The 22826-nt window shown below is 63.2% G+C and carries 23 protein-coding genes; 12 read left to right on the top strand and 11 right to left on the bottom strand.

Annotated features, from left to right (window positions below):
• Positions 1-289 precede the first annotated feature (289 nt).
• Together AC5RWA_RS11685 and AC5RWA_RS11680 are read left to right on the top strand one after the other, a co-directional pair.
• Positions 290-748, top strand: a complete 459-nt coding sequence (locus tag AC5RWA_RS11685) for a universal stress protein (protein WP_494057740.1) — start codon at positions 290-292, stop codon at positions 746-748.
• 144 nt (positions 749-892) lie between these two features.
• The gene (locus AC5RWA_RS11680) at positions 893-3535 is read left to right on the top strand and encodes an HAD-IC family P-type ATPase (RefSeq protein ID WP_494057878.1); all 2643 of its coding nucleotides are present in this window, start codon (positions 893-895) and stop codon (positions 3533-3535) included.
• Between the two features lie 43 nt (positions 3536-3578).
• Here AC5RWA_RS11680 and AC5RWA_RS11675 read toward each other — a convergent pair whose 3' ends face one another.
• Positions 3579-4190, bottom strand: coding sequence for a hypothetical protein (locus AC5RWA_RS11675; protein ID WP_494057739.1), 612 nt, complete (start codon positions 4188-4190; stop codon positions 3579-3581).
• Positions 4191-4360: 170 nt separating this feature from the next.
• Between AC5RWA_RS11675 and AC5RWA_RS11670 the strand changes: the two genes are divergently transcribed.
• Positions 4361-4705: a DUF3040 domain-containing protein gene (locus tag AC5RWA_RS11670; protein ID WP_494057738.1), complete on the top strand. Its 345-nt coding sequence runs from the start codon at positions 4361-4363 to the stop codon at positions 4703-4705.
• A gap of 168 nt (positions 4706-4873) precedes the next feature.
• Here AC5RWA_RS11670 and AC5RWA_RS11665 read toward each other — a convergent pair whose 3' ends face one another.
• Positions 4874-5302, bottom strand: coding sequence for a universal stress protein (locus AC5RWA_RS11665; RefSeq protein ID WP_494057737.1), 429 nt, complete (start codon positions 5300-5302; stop codon positions 4874-4876).
• Between the two features lie 322 nt (positions 5303-5624).
• Between AC5RWA_RS11665 and AC5RWA_RS11660 the strand changes: the two genes are divergently transcribed.
• A complete protein-coding gene (locus tag AC5RWA_RS11660) occupies positions 5625-6248 on the top strand; it encodes a response regulator (protein WP_494057736.1) in 624 nt (207 codons plus the stop codon).
• A 45-nt stretch (positions 6249-6293) separates the two neighbouring features.
• On the opposite strand, the gene AC5RWA_RS11655 is transcribed toward AC5RWA_RS11660, so the two are convergent.
• Positions 6294-7976 carry a GAF domain-containing sensor histidine kinase gene (locus AC5RWA_RS11655; protein WP_494057735.1) on the bottom strand — a complete coding sequence of 561 codons (1683 nt, stop codon included), beginning with the start codon at positions 7974-7976 and terminating at the stop codon, positions 6294-6296.
• 197 nt (positions 7977-8173) lie between these two features.
• Between AC5RWA_RS11655 and AC5RWA_RS11650 the strand changes: the two genes are divergently transcribed.
• The 4 genes from AC5RWA_RS11650 (at position 8174) to AC5RWA_RS11635 (ending at position 11211) form a co-directional block, all read left to right on the top strand.
• A complete protein-coding gene (locus tag AC5RWA_RS11650; RefSeq protein ID WP_494057734.1) occupies positions 8174-8635 on the top strand; it encodes a pyridoxamine 5'-phosphate oxidase family protein in 462 nt (153 codons plus the stop codon).
• Between the two features lie 47 nt (positions 8636-8682).
• The gene (locus tag AC5RWA_RS11645; RefSeq protein WP_494057733.1) at positions 8683-9558 is read left to right on the top strand and encodes a universal stress protein; all 876 of its coding nucleotides are present in this window, start codon (positions 8683-8685) and stop codon (positions 9556-9558) included.
• Positions 9559-9576: 18 nt separating this feature from the next.
• Entirely contained in the window at positions 9577-10590 is a 1014-nt protein-coding gene (locus AC5RWA_RS11640) for a zinc-dependent alcohol dehydrogenase family protein (protein ID WP_494057732.1), read from the top strand.
• A gap of 150 nt (positions 10591-10740) precedes the next feature.
• Positions 10741-11211 (top strand): pyridoxamine 5'-phosphate oxidase family protein, encoded by a 471-nt coding sequence (locus AC5RWA_RS11635; protein ID WP_494057731.1) that lies wholly within the window; start codon positions 10741-10743, stop codon positions 11209-11211.
• 108 nt (positions 11212-11319) lie between these two features.
• Here AC5RWA_RS11635 and AC5RWA_RS11630 read toward each other — a convergent pair whose 3' ends face one another.
• From AC5RWA_RS11630 to AC5RWA_RS11610, 5 genes are all read right to left on the bottom strand, one after another.
• A complete protein-coding gene (locus AC5RWA_RS11630) occupies positions 11320-11769 on the bottom strand; it encodes a DUF1003 domain-containing protein (RefSeq protein ID WP_494057730.1) in 450 nt (149 codons plus the stop codon).
• Positions 11770-11810: 41 nt separating this feature from the next.
• Complete coding sequence (locus AC5RWA_RS11625; protein ID WP_494057729.1) at positions 11811-12050, bottom strand: hypothetical protein; 240 nt, start codon at positions 12048-12050, stop codon at positions 11811-11813.
• A gap of 495 nt (positions 12051-12545) precedes the next feature.
• The gene (locus AC5RWA_RS11620) at positions 12546-12767 is read right to left on the bottom strand and encodes a hypothetical protein (protein WP_494057728.1); all 222 of its coding nucleotides are present in this window, start codon (positions 12765-12767) and stop codon (positions 12546-12548) included.
• Between the two features lie 100 nt (positions 12768-12867).
• Complete coding sequence (locus AC5RWA_RS11615) at positions 12868-14742, bottom strand: heavy metal translocating P-type ATPase (RefSeq protein WP_494057727.1); 1875 nt, start codon at positions 14740-14742, stop codon at positions 12868-12870.
• Positions 14743-14779: 37 nt separating this feature from the next.
• On the bottom strand, positions 14780-15643 hold the full coding sequence (locus tag AC5RWA_RS11610; RefSeq protein ID WP_494057726.1) for a universal stress protein: 864 nt from the start codon (positions 15641-15643) through the stop codon (positions 14780-14782).
• Between the two features lie 146 nt (positions 15644-15789).
• On the opposite strand from AC5RWA_RS11610, the gene AC5RWA_RS11605 reads away from it, so the two are divergent.
• The 4 genes from AC5RWA_RS11605 (at position 15790) to AC5RWA_RS11590 (ending at position 18673) form a co-directional block, all read left to right on the top strand.
• A complete protein-coding gene (locus AC5RWA_RS11605; RefSeq protein WP_494057725.1) occupies positions 15790-16344 on the top strand; it encodes an NADPH-dependent F420 reductase in 555 nt (184 codons plus the stop codon).
• A 288-nt stretch (positions 16345-16632) separates the two neighbouring features.
• A complete protein-coding gene (locus AC5RWA_RS11600) occupies positions 16633-17688 on the top strand; it encodes a zinc-dependent alcohol dehydrogenase family protein (protein ID WP_494057724.1) in 1056 nt (351 codons plus the stop codon).
• Positions 17685-18143 carry a flavodoxin family protein gene (locus AC5RWA_RS11595; RefSeq protein ID WP_494057723.1) on the top strand — a complete coding sequence of 153 codons (459 nt, stop codon included), beginning with the start codon at positions 17685-17687 and terminating at the stop codon, positions 18141-18143. The genes AC5RWA_RS11600 and AC5RWA_RS11595 overlap by 4 nt, the downstream gene beginning before the upstream one ends.
• On the top strand, positions 18140-18673 hold the full coding sequence (locus AC5RWA_RS11590) for a flavodoxin family protein (RefSeq protein WP_494057722.1): 534 nt from the start codon (positions 18140-18142) through the stop codon (positions 18671-18673). The genes AC5RWA_RS11595 and AC5RWA_RS11590 overlap by 4 nt, the downstream gene beginning before the upstream one ends.
• Positions 18674-18740: 67 nt before the next feature.
• Here the strand turns inward: AC5RWA_RS11590 and AC5RWA_RS11585 are convergent, their stop codons facing one another.
• From AC5RWA_RS11585 to ppsA, 3 genes are all read right to left on the bottom strand, one after another.
• Positions 18741-19205, bottom strand: coding sequence for a pyridoxamine 5'-phosphate oxidase family protein (locus AC5RWA_RS11585; RefSeq protein ID WP_494057721.1), 465 nt, complete (start codon positions 19203-19205; stop codon positions 18741-18743).
• A gap of 162 nt (positions 19206-19367) precedes the next feature.
• Positions 19368-20393: a 6-phosphofructokinase gene (locus AC5RWA_RS11580; RefSeq protein ID WP_494057720.1), complete on the bottom strand. Its 1026-nt coding sequence runs from the start codon at positions 20391-20393 to the stop codon at positions 19368-19370.
• Entirely contained in the window at positions 20390-22774 is a 2385-nt protein-coding gene (gene ppsA, locus AC5RWA_RS11575) for a phosphoenolpyruvate synthase (protein WP_494057719.1), read from the bottom strand. The genes AC5RWA_RS11580 and ppsA overlap by 4 nt, the downstream gene beginning before the upstream one ends.
• Positions 22775-22826 lie beyond the last annotated feature (52 nt).

Genomic DNA, 22826 nt, shown 5'->3' with positions numbered 1-22826 from the left:
GCGAAGACCCACGGCCGCGGCAGGCAGAAAAGTCGCCGAAGCCAGCTACGTGCCCCACGAGTTTGAATACATCATCGCCGCTCATAAGCGCCGCCTCCGCAAAGTTTTTCACCTGTTGCCCCAGTGTTTGCCACTCTGGCTTTCACCGCTAGGGCCGAAGTTCCCGTCCCGGCCGTTCCAAGTGTTCTCGTTGGTGGGACACAGTTGTGCAGTGACTTTCGGCCCTACCCCGCCCGGCTTCGACGGGACATCATTACGTGAGACCGCATCGGTTACGTGAGGAGCTGACATGAGTACTGCTGAAGCGCCATTTGCCCAAATAGTCGTGGGAGTGGACGGATCGGAGGCCTCCATCGAGGCGTTGCGGCAGGCCCAGCGCATGGCCTTACCCCTTGGGGCCAAGGTCCTGGCCAACGCGTACTGGGACTACCCGCAGGTCTATTCGGGTTACATGTTGATGGGCATCGAGGGCTTCGAGGAACGCGCCGGGCAGATCCTCGATGAGGCGGTCAGGACGGCGTTCGGTGACGAAACGCCGTCGAACGTCGTCTCCAACCTGGTGCGTGGCCACCCTCGGGAATCGCTGATCGAAGCCAGCCGCAACGCCGACATGATCGTGGTGGGCCGGCGCGGGCATGGCGGCTTTGGCGGCCTGCTGCTGGGCTCAGTCAGCTCAGCCCTGGTGGCCCACGCCCACTGTCCAGTGCTGGTGGTCCATACACCGGAAAAACAAACGGAGACTTCCTAGGGCCGGCAGTGCACCTGGCCCGGCAGATAAAGAAGGGTCAGGATCATGGAAAGGATCAGGCAAGTAAGGACCAACGGCACAAGACACGCTGCGGGGCCGAACCGGCCTTCTGGAGCCGCCCATCACGGACTCCCTTTGCACGAAGTGGTCCTGCTGCTTGAAACTGACCCCGGGCAAGGCCTTGCTGCCCCAGAGGTGACACGCCGGCAGGCTCAGTTCGGAGCGAATATCCTGCCCCGTTCGCGGTCCGGAGGATTTGTCCTCAAGCTCGCGCGGCAGTTCAACAATCCACTGGTGTACGTGCTGCTGGCGGCTGCCGCCGTCACCATGGTTCTTGGCGAGTATCTGGACTCCGGCGTCATCCTCGCCGTCGTACTGGTTAACACTGCGATTGGCTTTGTCCAGGAGGTCCGGGCAGAGGCTGCCCTGGATGCTCTCCATTCCTTGGTCCGCACCCGGGCAGTGGTGGTCAGAGGCGGGCAAAGGCAGGAGGTGCCCTCCGAGGACCTCGTCCCCGGAGACCTTGTCCTGCTCGAAGCCGGCAACAAGGTTCCGGCTGACCTCCGGCTGGTCCGGCTGTCCGGGCTGTGTGTGGACGAGTCCGCTTTGACCGGTGAATCTGAAGCAGTGGCAAAGGACGAGGTGGTGCTACCCCCCACCACACCGGTGGCGGACCGCCGGAACATGGTCTATAGCGGCACTTTGGTGACTGCGGGCGCAGGCGCCGGAGTCGTGGTCGCCATAGGAGGCGAGACGGAGCTCGGCGAGATTCATCGGCTCATGGGTGCGGTTCAGCCGGTGGCCACTCCGCTGACGCAGAAACTCGCGCGTTTCAGCATGACGCTGACGGTGGCCATCCTTGCCCTCGCTGCCGTGGCGTTCCTTGCCGGTGTGGCACGCGGCCAGGAGCCCGCGCAAATGTTCACCGCCGCCGTCGCGCTCGCTGTGGGGGCGATCCCGGAAGGCCTGCCGGCAGCAGTCACCGTCACCCTCGCCATCGGAGTGCGCCGGATGGCCCGGCGCCGTGCCGTTGTCCGCCGCCTGCCCGTGGTTGAGACGTTGGGCAGCACCACTGTCATCTGCTCGGACAAGACCGGTACGTTCACCGAAAACCAGATGACGGTACGGGCACTGTGGACTCCATCCGCAAGTTACGTTGTCACGGGTTCCGGGTACGGCCCGGAGGGGCTGGTCCTTCTGCCAAGGGAAGATGCGCAGGCCGCGGTGCCGCAGGCGGCAGAGCAGGATGCTGCCCTGTACTGGTCGCTGCTGGCAGGAGCCGTCTGCAACGACGCCAAGGTCATCCGGGAAGGACATCTCTGGCAAGCCCAGGGCGATCCTACGGAAGCAGCAATGCTGGTGGCAGCCGGAAAAGGGGGCGTGGACGCAGCTGCGTTCCTTGACGCAAACCCGCGGATCAGTACCCTGCCGTTCACTTCCGAGCTGCAGTACATGGCCACACTCCACTCCCCGGGACCCACCGGCGGCGGCGGCGTTGTCTTGGTAAAGGGCGCCGCGGAAAAAGTGCTGGAGCTTTGTAAGGCCCAAATGGACGGCGACGGCGGCAGCAGGCCCCTCGCCAGGCAAGCGGTCCTTGATGCGCTTCACCATTTCACGGAAACCGGCCTGCGGGTCCTCGCCACTGCAACCATGCAACTTCCGCCTGGAACCGCCTTTGAAGGGGCAAACCTGAACCGCCAGATGACGCTCACGGGACTCCAGGCGATGTTCGATCCGCCCAGGGAAGCAGCGGCAGCAGCGGTACGTGCCTGTCACCAGGCGGGCGTGGCCGTCAAAATGATTACCGGAGACCACGTGGGAACTGCGGCAACCATAGCCGAAGCCATGGGCCTAATCGGAAGCCGCAATGAGCGGACGGCACTGACGGGTGCCGACCTGGACGTTATACCGGCTGACCAACTGCCCCGGGCCGTGGAGCAGGCCACCGTCTTCGCACGCGTATCTCCAGAGCAGAAGCTTCGCCTGATCGGAGCCCTGCAGTCCCTCGGACATGTGGCCGCCATGACGGGCGACGGCGTCAATGACGCACCGGCGCTAAGGCAGGCGAACGTGGGTATCGCCATGGGGCGGTCAGGGACGGAAGTGGCCAAAGAGGCCTCGGACATCGTCCTGACTGACGATGACTTCGCCACCATAGAGGCCGCCGTTGAGGAAGGCCGCAACGTCTTCGACAACCTGACCAAGTTGGGAGAAGGCCTGGTGATCCTCGTGGCGATCCTGATTGGAGCAACGCTTCCCATCCTGCCCACCCAGATTCTGTGGATCAACATGACCACTGCTGTTGCCCTCGGCCTGATGCTGGCGTTCGAACCCAAAGAACCAGGCCTGATGTCCCGCCCTCCCAGGGCACCTGACCGGCCGCTCCTGACCTGGACCCTCACCCTCCGAATATTGCTGGTCTCAACCCTCCTCGTAGCCGGCACATGGTGGGTTTTCGAACTGGAACTCACCGGTGGCGCATCCGTTGCAGAAGCCCGGACGGCGGCAGTCAACCTCTTCGTCGCGGTGGAACTGTTCTACCTGTTCAGCTGCCGTTCCCTCACGCGTTCGGCATGGCGGATCGGCGTCTTCAGCAATCGTTGGGTCATTCTGGGCGTTCTGGTCCAGACGGCCGGCCAGTTGGCCATCACCTACATCCCGGTGATGAACGGGCTCTTCCACACGGCACCCATAAGCTTGGAATCCTGGTTGCGGATCCTGGGCATTGCCCTGCTCGCTTCCTTGGTTGTGGCAGTGGACAAACGCTTCCGGCGCCACACGTTCTAGTCTGCGAACGCCTCCAGGCGATAGGAACACCCAAATGCTTGCTTCAAGTCCTTGGCAGGAGCCGCACCATGACCAGCCCGGTGACCACAGCCATGGTCACCGCCATCAACACGGCGGCGCCGACGCCGATGGCAGCTGAAAACCAGATGTCCTGGCCCGGCTGCCACAAAGGAGTAGCGACCGCCATAAAAACACCCAGCCCTGCGGCCCATGCTGCGGCATTTCCGGCAATCCAGCGCCACGCGCGCGGAACATGCTGCCGCAGTTCGATCCACTGTCCGAGGCCGATCGAAACCAGGAGCACAATAGCGGCGGTGGTTCCTGCCGCTATCTGGGCAGTTAACGGCCAGCCCTGCCAGGCGTTGCTTGCCGACGGCAGCAAACCAAGGGTCCAGGCCATTGCGGCTGCCGCACCTGTCAATAGAATCCAGCGGCGGATGGAAACAGCAGGAAGCCGGCTACGGAGCACGCGCACCTGAAACCACCCCAGGACCGCGCCCTCAACAAGACCTGCGAACACGAGCAGCAAAAATGTGGCAGCCGGCCAGATAGCGGCCGCAACGAGCTGGGCAAGAGCGGGGGCGAGGAAGCCCAGGCTCTCGCCGAGAGTTACCCAACGTACCCAGCGGGCCAGAAAAACGGTCCGGTCCGTCACGGCCTTCCTTCCTCCAGGGCAGGCCAACCGCGCGCCCCCTTTGGTTCCTCCCATGGTGACCGGCGTGCGGCCCCTGCCAACAGTGCCGAAAGCCCCGCGCGGATCTGGTGGCTTGCGCAGGCCACCTGGTTGCGACTTTTGGCCCTACTGCTCGACGTCGATGGGAAGACATGCTGGGAGCAGGCCCTCAGGGGCCGGAACGAAGGCAAGTTTCAGCACACCTGGAGCTCGAGAAGATCAGCATTGACCTCGAGCAGGACGATCCGGGGCTTGCCGTGCTGCTAAGCCAGGATTCCTTCCTGCACCTTGGCAGGACCTGCATCCGCGGTGGCTTGGCCGTTCTCCTGGCAGGCCTCTGCCTCCTCGCGGTCGGACTGCTTCTCAAGGCTCCGTTGGTGGGGGTCACGGGTTTCGCCGTCATGTGCGCTGCCGGGTACTGGATCACGCGCAACCTCCGGGGGATCTTTGCAGGCGGCGGCAGGGGTGCCGGGCAGCTGGAACGGAATACCGAATGAAAGACCCGCATAACGTCCAGGAGGAATCATGAACCACGGCAAGGAGGCCACCTCGGAAGCACAGGCACTCCAGGCAGTCGAAGGGCATCACGCCGACATGCTCAAGGAGTTGAACGTGCTCGTGGGGCTGTGACCGGAGAAGTGCCCCCGTCACCGCCGCGGTCACGCTCAGTCGTCCTCCGGGGCGTGAACCACGAGGACGGGGCAGTGGGCGTGGCTGACGCAGGCCGAACTGACGGAACCAGGCACAAAGCCGCCGTGTCCCCGTCTCCCCACAATCAGCAGTGAAGCATTCCGGGTCCCCTCGATCAATAGCGGAGCAGCCCTGCCCTGCACCAACCTGCCGCGCAGAAATTCGGGCCGCTCCCGGCCAAATGCCCGCTCAAGGGACTGCTCCAGAACTTCCCTGGCGGCATATTTGAACCCTTCGGTCCCCACAGCGAGGTAGACGCCATAGCCCGCTGGAACATCCCAACATGCCCATGCCTCGACGGGCGCTTCAAGAGGTCCGGCCAGCGCGCGGGCTACGCGCAACGCTGCGATGGAGGAATCAGAACCATCGACGCCCACAAGAATCCTTTGCGGTTCCATCGCCATACCCCGCGCTCCGTTCTCGCTACATATCAGTGCCTCAAGGATGAACAAGCGCGCCCCTGCAGGCTAGGGCCAAAAGTCATTGATGGACGTCCAAAAAGTAGAAACGACAGGACCCCTTAGACAGCTGGTCCGGCGACACCGTTTATTCCGGTCTTTAGTCCCTAGCAGTGTGTACGTTGCCACGGAAGAATGGGCACCAGGACCTTCGCACGGTCCACCTGGCACACCGGTGCAGGCTGGGGGCTGATGACGTTGGGAGCGATGAGTGCAAAGGCAAGAGTCAGGATCGGATGGAGTTCCCGATCCCCAGGTACCAATCCGGGTGTTCATATTGGATGACCACGAACTCGTCCGGCAAGGACTCAAAGACCTGCTTGAGGGTGAAGGATTTGAGGTGGTCGGTGAAAGCGGTTCGGCGGCAGAAGCCACGCGACGTATCCCCGCCCTGCAACCCGATATCGCAATTTTGGACGGACGGCTCCCCGACGGCACCGGGATTGAGGTATGCCGTGATGTGCGTTCGCTGGATCCCCGCCTGCACTGCCTGATCCTGACCAGCTACGACGACGAGCAGGCCCTACGCGGTGCTGTCCTGGCCGGTGCGTCCGGCTACATCCTGAAGCAAATTCGTAGCGATGACCTCCTCGCCGGAATCCGAAAGGCTGCCGCCGGTGAATCCTTGTTCCCGGCAGGTCTCGAACAGCGGATTATCGATGGCATTACCAAAGCTCCCACCGATCCTCGAATTGAAGCGCTCAGCGCCCAGGAGAAGAAAGTCCTGACGCTGATCGGGCAAGGCCTGACTAACCGCCAGATCGGCGATGAACTCTTCCTGGCCGAAAAAACAGTGAAGAACTACGTATCCTCCATTTTGGCGAAACTGGGATTCGAGCGGCGGACACAGGCTGCCGTCTATGTGACCAGAAATGCCCCGGAGGCGGAGTAAGCGTCCAGCGGTGAAGCTTGGCAGATTCTCTGCCTGACGGCATGGTCACTGACGACTAACAGACCAGGTAATCCGGGTCCCTTCCCCCGGAGCGCTCTGAATAGTACAAGTACCGCCCAGCAACTCTGCGCGGTGCCGCATGTTGGCGATCCCGCTGACCCGCACCGGTTCTTCAAAGCCGATGCCGTCATCCTGAATCACCAACTCAACCTGGTTTTGGATGACTGATATTGTCACCCGGATCTCCCCGGCACCGGAATGGCGGGCGGCATTGCTCAATCCCTCAGAAAGAACAGAGAGCAAATGCCCAGCCACATTTTCCGGCACTGCATTATCCACTGGGCCGGCGAAAGCCAGTTTTGGCTCGACCGCATAGCTGCGGGAATGATGCTGGACAACCCGTAAGGCGCGGCTGGTGAGTGGTTCGCGGTCTTCCTGCCCGGTCCGAAGCGAGTAAATCGTGTCGCGCAGCTTCCTGATGGTGTCGTCCAGCTCAGTGGTTACGGCTGCGATCCGTTCATGGGCGACAGGGTCCAGCGTATAGCGGCGAAGGCTTTGGATGCTCAATCCGGCGGCGAAGAGCCGTTGTATAACCAGGTCATGAAGATCGCGCGCAATACGCTCCCTGTCAGTGAACAGGAGATTTTGTTCACGGAGGGCATGGACCCGCGCCAGGTCGAGTGCCAGCCCGATCCTGCTTCCGAACAACTTGCTGGACTCCAGTTCAGCCTGGTTGTAGGCATTTGACCCCTGCGGCCGGGCGAGCAGCAACACACCGTTCTCACTGGTACTGTGGCCGATGGCGCACACCAGCACCGAGCCAAGCTTTTCCGCCACCCCGTCACCAAACGCCTGCTGGGGGTCCCGCACCACCAGTGACTCCCCTGTTTCGATGACTCTGGCGACCACGCCGGAAGCGGCAATTTCCTGCCCCGCCTGCAGGCCCTGAACCCCGAGGCAGGACCTGCACCTGAGGACGCCGTCACCAGATGGAACGGCAATCACAGCCAGCGCGGAATCGGACACCCTCAGGGCCGCTTCGGCAACGAGGTCGAGGCTGTCCGCATCTCCAGGATTCGGCGGCATGATCAGCCGGCTGCTCAATTCCATCCCGGCTTCAAGCCACTTTTGGCGCCGTTTGCTCTCTTCAAAGAGCCGGGCATTTTGAATGGCAATGCCAGCGGCGGCAGCCAGGGCTACCGCGAGGTCTTCGTCCTCGGGCGTGAAATCCTGCCCACCGCTCTTCTCGGTGAGGTAGAGATTCCCGAACACTTCGTCCCGTACGCGGACCGGCACTCCGAGGAAAGACTTCATGGGTGGGTGGTTGGGAGGGAATCCTGAGGTGATGGGATGCTGGCCCAAGTCATGCAGGCGTAATGGTTTTGGCTCTGTGATTAGCTGGCCCAGGACCCCATGCCCTGTTGGCAGATTCCCAATGGACCTGATGCTCTCCTCATCAATTCCCACAGTGATGAAATGACTCAGGCTGCGGTCCTCACCAATGACACCCATTGCGCCATATTTGGCGCCGACAAGTTCACAGGCGGATCGCACCAGACGGTCCAGAACGGCTTCCAGGCTCAGGTCCTCGGCCAGGGACACTACGGCGGACAGCAGGCCGTTCATCCGTTCCTGGGTCTGCAGCAGTTCATCCGCGCGGGCAACAAAGCCCCGGAGGAGATCCTCCGCCCTTTCCTTCATGGGGGAACGCCACGGCTCAGTGCTCATGTCGGGCCTCCTGTAAAACTGCCCGCGTCCTTGCGGGCCGTCAGTGGTTTGCAGGCGTCACGGTAGCTTGCCCTTCCCGTTAACGCCCAGCTTCCCCTGAAGGGATGTCTTGGGACCAGTGTACGAGCCAAGCAGCACTTAACACTGCGGGACCTTCTCCCCTACCCCGCCCGGGTTCTCCGCCCTAGGCTACGGCCATGGATACAGCAGCGATAGAACCCGGAGCGGAAACCCTTGGCCTCCATGAATGCTGGAGATACCTCAGGTCAACGTCCCTTTGCAGAATCGCCTTCACACACGGCGATACCGTGGAAATCTTCCCCGTTAACTACGTACCAAGCAACGGCACCTTGCTGATACGCAGCGGTCAGGGGGCGAAACTGGATGCAGTGGCTGCCCGTAAAGCCGTGTCTTTGGAAGCCGACGGGCTGAACCAATACGGCACCATCGCATGGAGCGTCGTGGTGAAAGGCCACGCAGCCGCGGTGGACGACACCGAAGAGTTCCAGGATGCCGCGGATGCCGGTTTGTCCCCTTGGCAGGCGGGACCCAAGAACAGCCTCGTCCGGGTAACACCTGAGGAGATCACCGGACGAAGGTTTGTCATCGCCCCGCCCACGCACTGGTGGGCTCCCCAAGAGCCGGCCGACAAAGCCTGAGGAACAGGGCGGGACTCTCGAACGTCCGCAGCAAGGAAGGCAACCAATTGGACGCCAGCAAGCCCATCGCCGTCGGCATCACCGACACCTCCCCTTCCAATACAGCCCTGCTCTGGGCAGCCTCCCGCGCCCGCCGGCTTAGGCTGCCGTTGACGGTCCTGCATGTTCTGGACGACCGCTGGATGGCAGGTGAGGCACTGGAGGCCCTCCCGTATATCGACGTGCTGCGCAAGTCCGTGCTGGACATGCTGCGGGAGGCGGAAGAACGCGTCCGCAGCGCGGAGCCGGGCCTGACGGTTTCGGTTGAACTGTTGGAAGGAAGCGTCGGGGGATCACTCGGTGAGTATTCAAAGCATGCCTCCATGCTGGTCTTGGGCAGCAGCGGCCATAGTCGCGGCGCACTCACTGACAGGGCGTTGCAGGCAGCTGCCGTCGCCGAATCTCCCGTTGCCGTCGTCGGAATCGGGCAGGAAAACGGGCATGGCATCGTCGTCGGGGTGGACGGATCTCGGGAGTCGACGCAGGCGGTGTCTTTCGCCGCGGCGGAGGCTGATGCGCTGGGCGAGGAACTTACGGTCGTTTACGCATTCACTGGTCCCAACCGCTGGATCAATGCGGGGCTCCCATCCAGCAGCTTCGCCCAACATGTCATGGAAGAGGAACAGATCGTCCTGTCTGAAACTGTGGCCGGACTCCGGCAGGACTACCCCGGTATGGCAGTCCATGGCGTTCTGGAAACTGTCGCGGAACCAGCCGACGCCCTGGTCCAGGCAGCCGTCAACGCGAGGATGTTGGTGCTGGGCAGCCGTGGCAGGGGCAGCTTCGGGCGGCTCCTACTGGGGTCGACTGCACATGCAGTGCTTACCCGGCCTCCCTGTCCCACAGTAATCACCCGCCTGAAGAAGGCCCCGCACGAGAAATGATGCCACGAGGAGGCCGCTGTGCGCGCATGGTGGGTGGGCCGGCCCGGACCCATTTCCAGCCGTCCCTTAGTAATGGGTGAGCGCGGGAACCCGAAGCCCAAGGCCAATGAACTCCTTATCGAGGTGAGTGTCTGCGGAATATGCCGGACCGACCTTCATCTTGCCGAGGGGGACCTCCAACCCCGTCACCAGAATGTCGTACCTGGACACGAAGCGGTTGGTATGGTGCTTGAAACGGGATCAGACAGTTCACCGTTTCAGCCTGGTGACAGGGTTGGCGTAGCCTGGCTCGGCGCCGCCTGCGGCACGTGTACCTACTGCCGGCGGGGTGATGAAAACCTGTGCGTGGCCCCCGTCTTCACCGGATGGGACAGGGATGGCGGCTACGCAGAGCAGATGACCGTTACGCAGGACTTTGCCTACCGGATTCCGGAGGTATTCGCAGATGAAGAAGCGGCACCGCTGTTGTGCTCGGGAATCATCGGATACCGGGCCCTGAAACGGGCGGATCTGCCCCCTGGCGGACGCCTTGGTATCTACGGCTTCGGGAGCTCCGCCCATCTGACAGCGCAGATGGCGATTCACCTGGGCGCGTCCGTCTTCGTCATGACGCGCTCCGAACCCGCCCGCTCGCTCGCACGCGGCCTTGGCGCAGAGTTCGTTGGTGGCGCCTACGACGTTCCCCCCGTGCTCCTTGATGCTGCCATTCTCTTTGCACCTGTTGGCGATCTTGTGCCAGTGGCACTCCGCGCCCTCGACCGCGGCGGGACCCTCGCGGTTGCCGGAATCCACCTCAGCGACATCCCTTCCCTGAACTACACCGCTGACTTGTTCTACGAGCGCCAGCTGCGAAGCGTCACTGCGAATACTCGCGCGGACGGACATGAGTTCCTGGCCCTAGCGGCTGAAATCCCGCTGGCACCGACCACCACCACATATCCATTCGAGGAAGCGGACAAGGCCCTGGATGATCTGGCAGCAGACCGGATTACTGGATCCGCTATCCTGCGCGTTCGCCCGGCAAGCCACTGAAACTGAACCTTTCGATTCTGGACACGGCTCAGCATAGACATCCCATGGTGATCCGCCCCCGGTGTGTTGGCTGCTCCATCATGACTAAACCCCGTGGTCAAAGGTCTTTGGGCCCTGTTGAGCCGTCACCACCCGCCATAGGATCGGGACATGACCGACAAGAACATGGTGCCTGAAGCAGAAGTCCTCGACACCGAGGAGTGCTGGAAATTACTGGCTCACACGAGTGTGGGACGGCTTGGCGTGGTGGTGGATGGCCAGCCGGATGTCTTCCCGGTGAGCTTCAAGCTTGACGGCGAGGGCCTGATCTTCCGGACCGGCGGCGGAACGAAGCTGCAGGCCATTGAAGCGAACTCCTTGGTTGCCTTGGAGGCGGACAGCGTGAGCGCCGAATTCGGGCTGGCCTGGAGCGTCGTCGTCAAAGGCAGGGCGGTTCAGGATGATGCCGCGGGGCCGGCCCTGAATGAGGCACGCCGCGGCCTCTTTCCCTGGCAGGGTGTTGGTCAGGACCACCTCATCCGGATCCTTCCCCAGTCGGTGACGGGCAGGAGGTTCACCATGTCGGCCGCCGGCACCTGGCGGACTCCGTTGGATGAGGCCACCCGGGCAGGGCTCGAGTAACCCATTCCGTCGCGGTGAATGGCGGGGAGCCTTGGACCGTGGCCCATTTCTTGCAGCGCCCCGGCGCCTACATAAGATCCGTGGTTCCGGTAGTCCTGTCGGTGGCAGTTAATCCTTTGAAGGCTTCCTGGCGCCGTCCACGTCTGTGTTATCACCGGGCTGCAGCATGGCCCGAAGTTCCTCCAGCAGTTCAAGCTGCTGGATGGTAATGGCCATCAGCCGGTCAATTTCCGACTTTGACTGCACATCCGTCTCGTAATCATGGCGTGCCATCGCGGCCGCGATTGCATCCTGGCGCTTGGCGGCAATCAGCAGGATCGCGCCCTGCAGCCCCGCGAGCATTGAGAGGAAGAGGTTAAGGAGTATGTAGGGGTAGGGGTCCCAGGCCTCTGTGGCCAGGACATAGGAGTTAAGTGCTGCCCATCCCGCCATAAACACCATGAACAGGCCCACGAATGTCCAGCTGCCCATGCCGTTCCGCAGGATGTCCGCCGCCCGCTCGCCGCGGCTCAAGCTCTCCTTGTGCCGCACATGCCAGGTAGTTCTTCGTTCGCTCATGTGCCAAGGGTATGTGGCAGGACACCGGCCTGCCGCTGGGATCAAAGCACGCGGGCAAGCGGCGGCACACTGCGAATCAGCAGCCATGCCAGTGCGAATGAACCGGCCACACCTCCCGTGGCCACGATCGCCGCCTTCACCTCGGCTACTACTTCCAGGGGACGCGGAGCAACCGCAATTCCAATCAGGATGGGCCCCTGGACCAGGAATGCCGCATAGGAACTCCGCCGCAGCGCTGGGCCCCACCGGCTGAAGCCCCACACATTGTTGCTGCGCCGCACCAAGTATCCAGATTGACCCGAACACAGACAGAGTGCTTTCAATAACGGCGAAAGCCAAAGCCGGCGGGTTCCATCCGCCCAGTAGATGCTGCAAAGGGCCTAACTGATACGCCAGGAACACGAGACCCGCCGTTGCCATCACCGCGGCCGGTAAAGGCTTCGGGGGACCTCCGTCATCCACCCACGGCCAGATGCCACAATCCCCAGAACGAACAGCGCCAGCATAAGCAAGCGAAAAAATCAGCAGCACGCCCACAAACCGCAAGGGATCGGCGTCGATATACCCTTCCTCGCTGAGGAACTCTTCCCAGTGACCGCCGGGAGCCATACCCAAGGAGTGGTAGAGCGCATACATCAGCACCGGCCACGGGAAGAGTGTGAAGAGAAGGAACGGAAGTCCTAACCGGAGCAGGCGGGCATGCACGAAACCTTGTATCCCGTTCCGCTGCAGCGACGGGGCAGCCAACAGCCCGGCCATCAGGAACCGCAGGGCAATCATGAACAGCGCGAACGGTCCCACGAGGACCATAGGATAATCTCGGTTTCCGGCTCGAGTACCGTCTCCTGCACATCGGCGTATGACCACCATTCGTCATAGCCGGCGTATCCCAGCACGCCGTCGATGGCGATGATGGCCGCTATAAAGACCCCCTTCAGGTTGTCCAGGGCTTGCACCCTCATTGGCTGGACCGGCACCGGCGGACTCTGCGTGCCCATGCAGCCATGCCAGTAGCCCCACGCGGCCCGGATCAGGGCCGCCAGGCCCCCGGGTTCAAACCCAACTTCCGGCCTGGACAGTACGCCAGCAGGCAAGACCTCACCTGACTGCCGAAACTCCCACCCGCACGCTGCCCGCCGACGTCCCGTGGAGGCGGCGCCCGTCACCCAGGGCGCGGAGCGCGTTCAAGATAGTGGCCAGATCCACCAGTTCCTGCAGCAGGGCGCCGGCCACAGCAGGAATGTAGCCCAACACCGCTGCCACCATCAGGCCGATGCTCAGCAGGATCCCCGTCCAGATGCTTGCCAGCGCTATCCGGACGGTGCGCTGGCCGATGTCGACGGCCAACGCCGCTTTGGACAGGTCGTCGAGCATAATGACGACGTCGGCTGACTCACTTGCCGCCGTTGCCCCTTTGGCGCCCATGGCGATTCCGACGTCGGCGGCGGCCAGGACTGGAGCGTCGTTGACGCCGTCGCCTACCATCATGACCGGCCGTTTCCGCAGTCCCGCGACGACGGTCACCTTGTCCTCGGGCAGGCACCCCGCCTGGAACCGTGAAATTCCTGCCTTGGCAGCGATCTGTTCGGCAGTGGCCTGGGCATCTCCAGTGAGGAGGAGCGTGTCCTGGACGCCCAACCGTCGCAGGTCTGCCAAAGCGCCCACCGCGTCGTCCCTCAGCGGATCGCTCATGATCAGGGTACCCGCGAAACCACCGTTGATTCCCACATAGACCGCCAATTGCCCGCCAGCCACGACGGCCTCGTCGAACCCCGAGGTGACGGACCTGACGAAGCCGGGTTTGCCCACCACCACGGTCTGGTTTCCGCACGTGGCTGTGACGCCCTGGGTGGCGTGTTCGAATGCGTCGCTTCCCTCCAGCAGGTCCAGGCCACGTTCACGTGCAGCGTTGATGACGGATGCGGCGAGGACATGGGAAGAGTACTGCTCCGCCGAAGCCGCAAGCTGAAGGAGCCGGTCCTCGCTGATCACCCCGGAAGCTGCATGGGAAATCCGGATGCTGTGCAGGGTGGGACGGCCGTACGTGAGAGTGCCGGTCTTGTCGAACACTGCCGTCCGCACGCGGGCGAGTTGCTCAAGGGTTCCGCCGTTCTTAATGATGATGCCCGCACGCGCCGCCCGGCTGGTGCCTGCAAGGAACGCAACCGGAGCGGCGATAAGCAGCGGGCAGGGGGTGGCGACCACAAGGACCTGCGCAAAACGGCCCGGGTCCTGGCTGACGTACCATCCTGCCCCTGCAAGGACGAAAGCAAGCAGCGTAAACGGAAAGGCATACCTGTCGGCGAGCCGCACCACAGGGGGCCGGCTCGAGGCCGCTTCCTGGACCAGCGCCACAATACGGCTGTACTGCGAATCCTCCGCCGTCGATGTTGCCTTCAGGTGCACGGCGCTTTCGCCATTGACCGATCCGCTGAGCAGCCTGTCGCCCCGGGCGTGCTCCACCGGCAAGCTCTCCCCCGTCAGGGTGGATTCGTCGAAACTGCCGGTGGCCGAGAGCAGAAGCCCGTCCACGGGAAGAACCTCTGACGGTTTGACCATGAGAATATCGCCCGGGCGGACAGCCTCCGCCGGGATGTCTTCGGGCGACTGGCCCGGCAGCAGTCTGTGGGCTGTCTGCGGAACGCGCTCAAGCAGGGACCTAAGCTCCCGCGTTGCCCGGCCGTGCGCAACTTCTTCCAGCGCTTCCCCTCCGGCCAGCATCAGCACGATGATCAGCGAGGCCACATACTCCCCCACCGCCACTGTGGATGCGATGGCAGTCACGGCCAGGAGATCGATTCCCCACCGGCCCCGCAGCAGCGATCGGACCATGGCGACGGACCTGAACGCGGCAGCCAGGATGGCGTAAGCGCTCGCAGCCCACCGGGCTGCCGGCCCCTGCCCTGCCAAAAGGAGGACACCAACGATCAGTCCGGCAGCCAAGGTAGCGGCCACCAGTGGAAAACGCACCATCAGACGTGTAAGCGTGGAGCCGGCCATGCCATTGACGCTAGCTCGCCTGGGGAGACGGGGGGCGGGTAATGATCGTTGGAGAAGGAAGGTGCCCGAGGACCTTTTCGGCAACGGAACCCACGGGTTTGCGGAGCCCGCCCCGTCCCCGGCAGCCGATCACCAGCAGGCGTGCCTGCCCAGCGGCCTGTATCAGTGCATCGGCAGGCGATGCTTCCGGGACAACCGTCTCCTGCACAGTCAGCCCCGGATAGAGATCACGAATGCCACGGGCAGCTGCAGAGAGCAACATTCCGGGCTCCACCCCCGGCCTGTCAGCACCGGTCCCGTCAATCGGAGCCGCCGACGAAGGCGATGCATACAGCACAGTCAGCGGCACAACCATCCGGTCTGCCTCCTCTGCGGCCACTCCCAAAGCAACCCGGGAGTCGGCGGACCCATCGAAGCCAGCCACCACCCCGGTCCGCCCGGTCCCGCTCCCGCCGGGGATGACGGCGACGGGGCTTTGGCACAACATTGCCGTTTGGAAACTCACAGACCCGAATCTCTCACCCCGGCTGTCTGCCGGCCTGTCCGAGCCGACAACCACCATGTCGGCGTCCGCAGACAACTGGGTCAGTACCGCGGCCGGCTCACCAGGCAGCCACTCGATGAAGATCTCCAGTGACGGGTGCCGGGCGGAGACTCTCGCCCGTTCACGGGACAGCACCGTCTCTGCCTGTGTCACCACTTCGGAGTATTGGGCGTGATTCCGGAAGTAGGAAGACTCAGGAACCGCCTTCACCAGGTGCAGGCGCAAGCCGCAGTCATCCGCTCTTTGGGCAGCCCAATCCGCAGCCTGCCGTCCCGTGTTTGTGCCATCAGCCCCTGCGAGTACGTCACGTACTCCCCGTCCCCGGTCCATCACCCCAGTGTGCCCTTAGCCGGGGGAATTGCCAGTGCCTTAAGCCCCGGAACCACGGAACCGGACTTTCGTCCCTGTCTCCTGGTCCACCGGGCAGATGTACTGGGATGGCTGGCAACGCGGGAGCCAATCACGAAGGAAAGACAATGACCAATGTGACCATCCTCGGAAGCGGCAGCATGGCGCGGGCACTGGCAACGGTGATGCTTCGCGGCAACCACCCGGTTCAGATCCAGGGCCGCGACGGTTCTTCAACACGCGATCTCGTCGAGAGCCTCGGACCTGGCACCACGGGAGGCATTACGGGGGCGGCTGTTACAGAAGCCATAGTCTCCCTGGCGGTCCCGCACAAGGACGTCCACAACGCCATCCTTGAAATGGTTGAGTCCCTTGATGGACGGGTCATCGTCAACACCAGCAACACGGTGGACGTCTCAACTTTCGACGGGCTGGTTACGCCGCGGGGCACCTCCTCAGCCGAAGAGACAGCACTACTGTTGGACGGACGCGCCGGGGTGGTGAAGGCGTTCAACACAACGTTCGCCGCCACCCTTGAGGCGGGAAGCGTTGGCCGGCCAGCATCTGGATGTGTTCATCGCGGGCGACTCCGAGCAGGCCAAGGAAAAGGTCAGCGCTGTGGCAGCGACCGCCGGGCAGAGGCCAATCGACGTCGGGCCGCTGCGGCGCGCACGCGAACTTGAAGCGTTCATGCTGGTGGTTATAGGGCTGCAGGTCAGTCCCGAACACCAGCACTTCAACTGGAATACTGCACTCCGGATATTTCCTTAGGAGCAAGCCCGCATTCTGGCATCCCCGGTTGGAATCACCATGGCGGCCTTGAAGCCACCGAAACCGCATGCACCAACCACGGAGCCTTGCAGCGGCAGGGTCCGGGACTTTCGCCCCTTACCGTTGCACCCAGGTCCGGACGATTCTTGGGAGGGAGGCCGCCCTCGTGCCTGAAACAATGTCAACCTAAGGGAGCCGTTATGAAAGCCATCGTCTACGGTGGGCCCGGCCGGAAGTCCTGGACAGACGTGCCCGACCCGACAATCCGAAACCCGGGCGACGCCATCGTCAAAGTGGACACAACCACCATCTGCGGCACCGACCTGCACATCCTCAAGGGCGATGTTCCGGCGGTAAGGGAAGGGCGGGTCCTGGGCCACGAAGGAGTGGGAACCGTCACCGAGGTAGGACAGTCTGTGACCAGCCTCAGACCGGGCGACAGGGTTATCGTCTCCTGCATCAAGTCCTGCGGCCATTGCGCAAACTGCAAGTCGGGGCTCTACTCCCACTGCATGGGTGATGAGGGCGCACCCGGGATCGGCTGGGTCTTTGGCCATCTGATCGATGGCACCCAGGCTGAGTACGTGCGGGTTCCCTATGCAGAGAATTCCCTGCACCTCCTGCCTCCCGGGGTGACCGACGAACAGGCCGTCATGCTCTCGGATATCCTTCCGACCGGTTTTGAAATCGGCGTGCAGTACGGCCGGGTGAAGCCCGGTGACACCGTGGCGGTGATCGGAGCCGGTCCGGTCGGGCTGGCAGCCATCGCCACGGCCGGACTTTATGGAGCAGCGGCCATTGTCGCCGTCGACCTTGACGCCAACCGCCTGGAAAAGTCCCGCGGGTTCGGCGCAACCCACGTAGTGGCGTCCGGTGACGCCGACTGGAAGGACCAAGTGCTGGCCCTCACTGACGGCCAGGGGGTTGACGTGGCCATCGAGGCAGTAGGTATCCCCGCCACATTCACTATGTGCACAGAGATCGTCCGCCCGGGCGGGAACGTGGCAAACGTCGGGGTCCACGGGAAACCGGTCGAACTGCACCTGGAGGACCTCTGGATCCGGAACATCAACATCAGCATGGGACTCGTCAATGCCAATACCACTGCAATGCTGCTGAAACTCGTTGCCCAAAAGAAGCTTCCGGCGGAAAAGTTCGCTACACACCGCTTTCGCTTCGACGAGTTCATGGATGCCTACGACACGTTCGCCCGTGCCGCAGAAACAAACGCGCTGAAGGTGGTCGTTACTGCATGAAAGCCCACATTGTTTACGACTCCGCCTATGGGAACACCAAATCAGTCGCAGAATCCATCGCCCGCAACCTGTCGCCCCTGTCAGCTGCGGCGATACCCGTGGTTGATTTCGATCCGCGGACCCTCGCCACGGATGATCTCCTGGTTGTCGGCTCGCCCATCAACGGGTGGCGCCCCACTGCAAGGATCAGCGCACTGCTGGCGCAGCTGGGCGACGGCCGGCTCAAGGGTATCAAGGCAGCAGCGTTCGATACCCGCGTCCGGTTTTTCATCCACGGGGACGCTGCCAAGAAGATGACCAGAATGCTCAAAGCGGGCGGTGCCCGCATTGTTTCCGATCCGGGCCTGTTCTACGTTCGGGGCACCGAAGGGCCGCTGCGCAGCGGGGAGCTGGAGAAAGCAGGGGCCTGGGCACAAAAACTGGCAACCGCCCTGGAAGGGAAGGAAACATCATGAAAGCCGCCATCGTCTACGAATCCCTCTATGGCAACACGCATGCGATAGCGGAAGCGATCGCGCAGGGCCTGGGAGACAGCGCTGAAATCCACGTGATGCCCGTCTCGGACGCGGGCACCAGGGAGCCACCTGAAACAGACTTGCTGGTGGTGGGAGGTCCTACCCACATCCATGGCATGAGCAGGAAGCCAATGTGGGAACTGGCTGTCAAAGACGCCCTTGAGCATCCGGAGAAGGGCCTGGTGCCTGATTCCCCGGCGGACGGGCCGAACCTGCGGGCATGGTTTGCCTCCCTGGACAGGACCAAGGGTAAGGCGGCAGCCTTCGACACCCGGCTTGAAGGCAACGAGCTGCTGACGGGCCACGCGTCCAAGGGCATAGCCAAACGGCTCCGTAAGCATGGCTTCGATGTGGTCGCCGAGCCGGCCAGCTTCCTCGTCGACGACACCAACCAGCTATTGCCGGGCGAGCTCGACCGGGCGCGGGAGTGGGGAAGAACGCTGGGCTCAGCCCTCTCTTCGCGTCCCTGAATGCACACCATGAGTGCGGCCGGGGCGTCTGTTCCTTCCGGTTCTGCTGGACACAGCGGCCGACGTGCTAGTCCATCCAGTCCGCTGAAAAGTCCAGCGGCGGCCACCAGCGCGTGCGTGGCGAGACTGCGAACCTCCGCCCGGACACCTCCAGGGGCGTGATCTGCACCAGATGCTCTTTTAGTCCGCCCTGCCAGGGTTCGTGCTCCGGGCCTGCCTGCAGATCAGCCGAATTACCGGTGAATGGCCCGGGCGTTCCCTTGAGAACAACACTCCAGACTTCTGTCGAGTAGGCGTTGAGCCCGTCAGCCTCCAAGGCCACCGGAGCGCCGGTGAGCAGCGCCCGAAGTTTCGTTCCGGGTGCCGTCCGGAAGACGACGCTCCGGCCAACTGTGAGGATGTTCACGGGAAAGATCTCGGGAGCGGCACCGCTGACCACGGCGAGCCGCCCGATGTAGGAGGACTGCAAGTACTTCCAGCAATCTTCCGGTGGAAGTACTTCGGTGGTCGGTGGCGGGGCGGGATTGCTCATGGTCCTGATCCTAGTCCCCGGAAACGGCGGTTACTGGGGCGCCGGGACCAAAGCCTCTGGGTCGATGCGTTCATTCGGCTGACGAATAGCGGGTGGGGCATCCGGACGACGGCAGCATCTCCGAGTTGACGGCACCGGTAGGTTGTGCCGGCGGTGGGTGCATCAGCCGAAGAGGACCGCTGCTTCCCTGTAGCGGTCCTCCGGCACCGTTTTAAGCCTGCCCAGCGCCGCCTCGAAGCCGACGTTGATGATGCCGGTTCCGCGCAGCGACACCATTGTTCCCCAGCGCCCGTTCGCGGCGGACTCTACGGCTGCCATGCCCAGCCGCGTCGCCAGGACCCTGTCGAAGGCTGTGGGTGCACCGCCGCGCTGGATATGGCCCAGGACGGTGGCCCGTGTCTCTATTCCCGTAAGGTCCTGCAGTTCCTGCTCAAGGCGGATGCCGATTCCGCCCAGCCGCGGCCAGCCAAACGTGTCCAGGCCCCTTGGCGAGTACGGCTCCTCCTGGCCCTCCGGAACAAAGGCTTCCGCCACCACCGCCAGCGGCGCCCTGCCCCTGGTGTGCGCGGACGCCACCCATGCGGCAACCTGCCGCAGGGAGACCTTCTGCTCCGGAATCAGGATGGCGTGTGCCCCGGAGGCCATCCCGGCATGCAGGGCGATCCAGCCGGCATTGCGGCCCATGACTTCGGCAATCATGCAGCGGTGATGCGACTCACCCGTGGTGCGCAGCCTGTCGATGGCCTCCGTTGCCGTCTGGACTGCCGTATCGAAGCCGAATGTGAAATCGGTGGCGTCCAGGTCATTGTCGATCGTCTTCGGAACCCCTGCAATTTTGATTCCCTGGCCTGACAGTTCCTGGGCGGCCGCAAGGGTGCCCTCTCCTCCCACAGCGATGATCCCCTCAACACCAAGCACCTGGAGGCTCCTGCGCACCGCATCCGCACCGCCGTCCTTGAGCGGATTCGTCCGGGACGTGCCCAGGATGGTGCCCCCGAGCCTGGCGATCCCGCGCACGGAATGGCGGGGCAGCTCGATCACGTCCCGGTCCAAGACGCCGCGCCAGCCGTCACGGAACCCCACGAACTCGAAACCATGGGAAATGACCCCGGCCAGCACGGCACCACGGATCACGGCATTGAGCCCCGGGCAGTCCCCGCCGCTGGTCAGGATGCCAAGCCTGGTCATTGCGGCGCATTTTCGGCGGCTGCGATGACTGGGACTGTCCTGACGTAGGTGTCCGGGTTCAGAGAAATGGAATCGATGCCCTGCTTCACGAGGAATTCGGCGAAGTCCGGATGGTTGCTCGGGCCCTGGCCGCAGATGCCGATCTTGATGCCGGCTGCGTGTGCCTTGGCGATGACCTGCGCGATCATCGTGGTGACTGCCTCGTCCCGTTCATCAAAAAGCCCGGCCAGCTGTTCGGAGTCCCGGTCAACACCCAGGACCAGCTGGGTCAGGTCATTGGAACCGATGGAAAATCCATCGAAGCGCCGGGCGAACTCGGTGGCGAGAATGACGTTCGAGGGAATCTCGCACATCATGTAGAGCTGCAGTCCCTCTGCACCGCGGACCAGTCCGTTCTCAGCCATCACCTGGATCACGAGGTCCGCTTCTGCCGGGGTGCGGCAGAACGGAACCATCACTATGACATTGGCGAAGCCGATCCGCTCCCGCACGCGCTTCAATGCCCTGCACTCAAGGGCGAATCCTTCCCGGTAACGCTCGTTGTAGTAGCGCGAAGCTCCGCGAAAACCCAGCATGGGATTTTCTTCGGAGGCTTCGAAGGACCCGCCACCGATCAAGTGCGCGTACTCATTGCTCTTGAAATCGCTGAGCCTGACGATCACGGGGTTCGGGTGGTAAGGGGCCGCGATCTTGGCGATGCCGGTAGCCAGGACGTCAACGAAGTACTCCTGCAGGTCCGGGTAGCCGGAGGTGAGCTGCCGGATACGGGCAGCCTCGGCCGAGTTCGTCACCCGTTCGGGATGGACAAGCGCCATCGGATGGATCCGGATCAGGTTGCTGACGATGAACTCCATCCTGGCAAGCCCAACTCCGGAAGCGGGCAGGCGCCACCACCGGAAGGCTGCTGCGGGGCTGGCGATGTTGACCATCACGGCCGTGCGGGTTGCAGGTAGGGCGCCGAGGTCCACCTCTTCCACGTCAAAGGCAAGCATGCCCTCATAGACCTCCCCCTTCTCGCCTTCGGCGCAGGACAGCGTGACCCCCATTCCGTCGTGCAGGACGGAGGTGCCGTTGCCGGTGCCAACCACAGCGGGCACTCCCAGTTCTCTGCTGACGATCGCGGCATGACTGGTGGGACCCCCATGATCCGTGATGATGCCGGCGGCGCGCTGCATGATGGGTACCCAGTCCGGGTCGGTCATCCTGGTGACCAGGATTGCGCCGTCCCGGAAGTCTTCGATGTCTTTGGCGTCCCTGACCACGCAGGCGGTGCCCCGGGCAATCGATTCACCGATGGCTGCTCCCGAGGCCAGAAGCCGGCCCTGCTGCCGGAGGCGGTAAACGGTGAAAGCGGACCCGCTGCGCCGGGCCTGGACGGTTTCCGGCCGGGCCTGGACCATAAAGAGCTCCCCGGTGGATCCGTCTTTTGCCCACTCCATGTCCATCGGCCGGCCGTAGTGCTCCTCCACGGCAACAGCCCAGCGGGCCAGCATCACTACTTCCGAATCGTCAAGAACGAAGGAGCGCCGCTCCTCGTCCGTGGTGTCAACGGTCCGTGTACGGGCATGCCCGCCGTGGCTGTACACCATCTTCCGTTCTTTGGCGCCGAGGGTCGTCTCGATGATGGGCACCAGGTGCGGAACGGCCAACAACGGTTTGAACACCTGGTACTTGTCCGGGTTGATGGTGCCCTGAACCACCGTTTCGCCCAAACCCCAGGCGGCACTGATCAGGACGCTGCGCGGGAAGCCGGACTCCGTATCGATGGAGAACATCACTCCGGACGCTCCCAGGTCTGAGCGCACCATCCTTTGAACACCGACGGACAGGGCGACGTCCAAATGGTCAAATCCCTTCAGTTCGCGGTAGCTGATGGCCCGGTCGGTGAACAGGGATGCGTAGCAGCGCCTGCACGCCTCCATCAGCTCACGTTCCCCTGTGACGTTGAGGAACGTTTCCTGCTGGCCGGCAAAGCTCGCATCCGGCAGGTCTTCAGCCGTGGCACTGCTGCGCACGGCAACTGACACCCGCTCCTGTCCCGTCCTCGTGGACAGGGCCCTGTAGTGTTCCCTGATGCCGGTGGCGATGTCCGGCGGAAACTCGCCTGCAAGGATGAGCTCGCGGATAGCCTCGCCGGCTTCCCGCAGGCTGGCGCTGCCGGCGCGGTACCCGCCGATGGCGGAACGGATCCCGGGTTCCAGGCCGTTGGCAGCGATGAATGCCCGGTACGCGGCGGCGGTGGTGGCAAACCCTTCCGGCACCCGCACTCCGGAAGCGGCCAAGGACCGGATCAGCTCACCGAGGGACGCGTTCTTACCGCCCACAGCGGGCACGTCGTCCATCCCGACTTCTTCCAGCAGCACTACGTGAACTCCGGTCATTGTTGTCCTTGCAGTCATGGCTCGATCCTCTCCGTTGAAGGGTCGGGACAGA

It is taken from the genome of Arthrobacter sp. 210 2, from assembly GCF_059093025.1.
This window is presented reverse-complemented; position numbering and strand designations above follow the sequence as displayed.

Coding starts and splice junctions, on each gene's coding strand:
- AC5RWA_RS11685 (WP_494057740.1), top strand. CDS start 290: ATGAGTACTGCTGAAGCGCCATTTGCCCAAATAGTCGTGGGAGTGGAC.
- AC5RWA_RS11670 (WP_494057738.1), top strand. CDS start 4,361: ATGCTGGGAGCAGGCCCTCAGGGGCCGGAACGAAGGCAAGTTTCAGCA.
- AC5RWA_RS11665 (WP_494057737.1), bottom strand. CDS start 5,302: ATGGCGATGGAACCGCAAAGGATTCTTGTGGGCGTCGATGGTTCTGAT.
- AC5RWA_RS11655 (WP_494057735.1), bottom strand. CDS start 7,976: ATGAGCACTGAGCCGTGGCGTTCCCCCATGAAGGAAAGGGCGGAGGAT.
- AC5RWA_RS11650 (WP_494057734.1), top strand. CDS start 8,174: ATGGATACAGCAGCGATAGAACCCGGAGCGGAAACCCTTGGCCTCCAT.
- AC5RWA_RS11635 (WP_494057731.1), top strand. CDS start 10,741: ATGACCGACAAGAACATGGTGCCTGAAGCAGAAGTCCTCGACACCGAG.
- AC5RWA_RS11630 (WP_494057730.1), bottom strand. CDS start 11,769: ATGAGCGAACGAAGAACTACCTGGCATGTGCGGCACAAGGAGAGCTTG.
- AC5RWA_RS11620 (WP_494057728.1), bottom strand. CDS start 12,767: ATGGGCACGCAGAGTCCGCCGGTGCCGGTCCAGCCAATGAGGGTGCAA.
- AC5RWA_RS11615 (WP_494057727.1), bottom strand. CDS start 14,742: ATGGTGCGTTTTCCACTGGTGGCCGCTACCTTGGCTGCCGGACTGATC.
- AC5RWA_RS11610 (WP_494057726.1), bottom strand. CDS start 15,643: ATGGACCGGGGACGGGGAGTACGTGACGTACTCGCAGGGGCTGATGGC.
- AC5RWA_RS11605 (WP_494057725.1), top strand. CDS start 15,790: ATGACCAATGTGACCATCCTCGGAAGCGGCAGCATGGCGCGGGCACTG.
- AC5RWA_RS11600 (WP_494057724.1), top strand. CDS start 16,633: ATGAAAGCCATCGTCTACGGTGGGCCCGGCCGGAAGTCCTGGACAGAC.
- AC5RWA_RS11595 (WP_494057723.1), top strand. CDS start 17,685: ATGAAAGCCCACATTGTTTACGACTCCGCCTATGGGAACACCAAATCA.
- AC5RWA_RS11590 (WP_494057722.1), top strand. CDS start 18,140: ATGAAAGCCGCCATCGTCTACGAATCCCTCTATGGCAACACGCATGCG.
- AC5RWA_RS11585 (WP_494057721.1), bottom strand. CDS start 19,205: ATGAGCAATCCCGCCCCGCCACCGACCACCGAAGTACTTCCACCGGAA.
- AC5RWA_RS11580 (WP_494057720.1), bottom strand. CDS start 20,393: ATGACCAGGCTTGGCATCCTGACCAGCGGCGGGGACTGCCCGGGGCTC.
- ppsA (WP_494057719.1), bottom strand. CDS start 22,774: ATGACCGGAGTTCACGTAGTGCTGCTGGAAGAAGTCGGGATGGACGAC.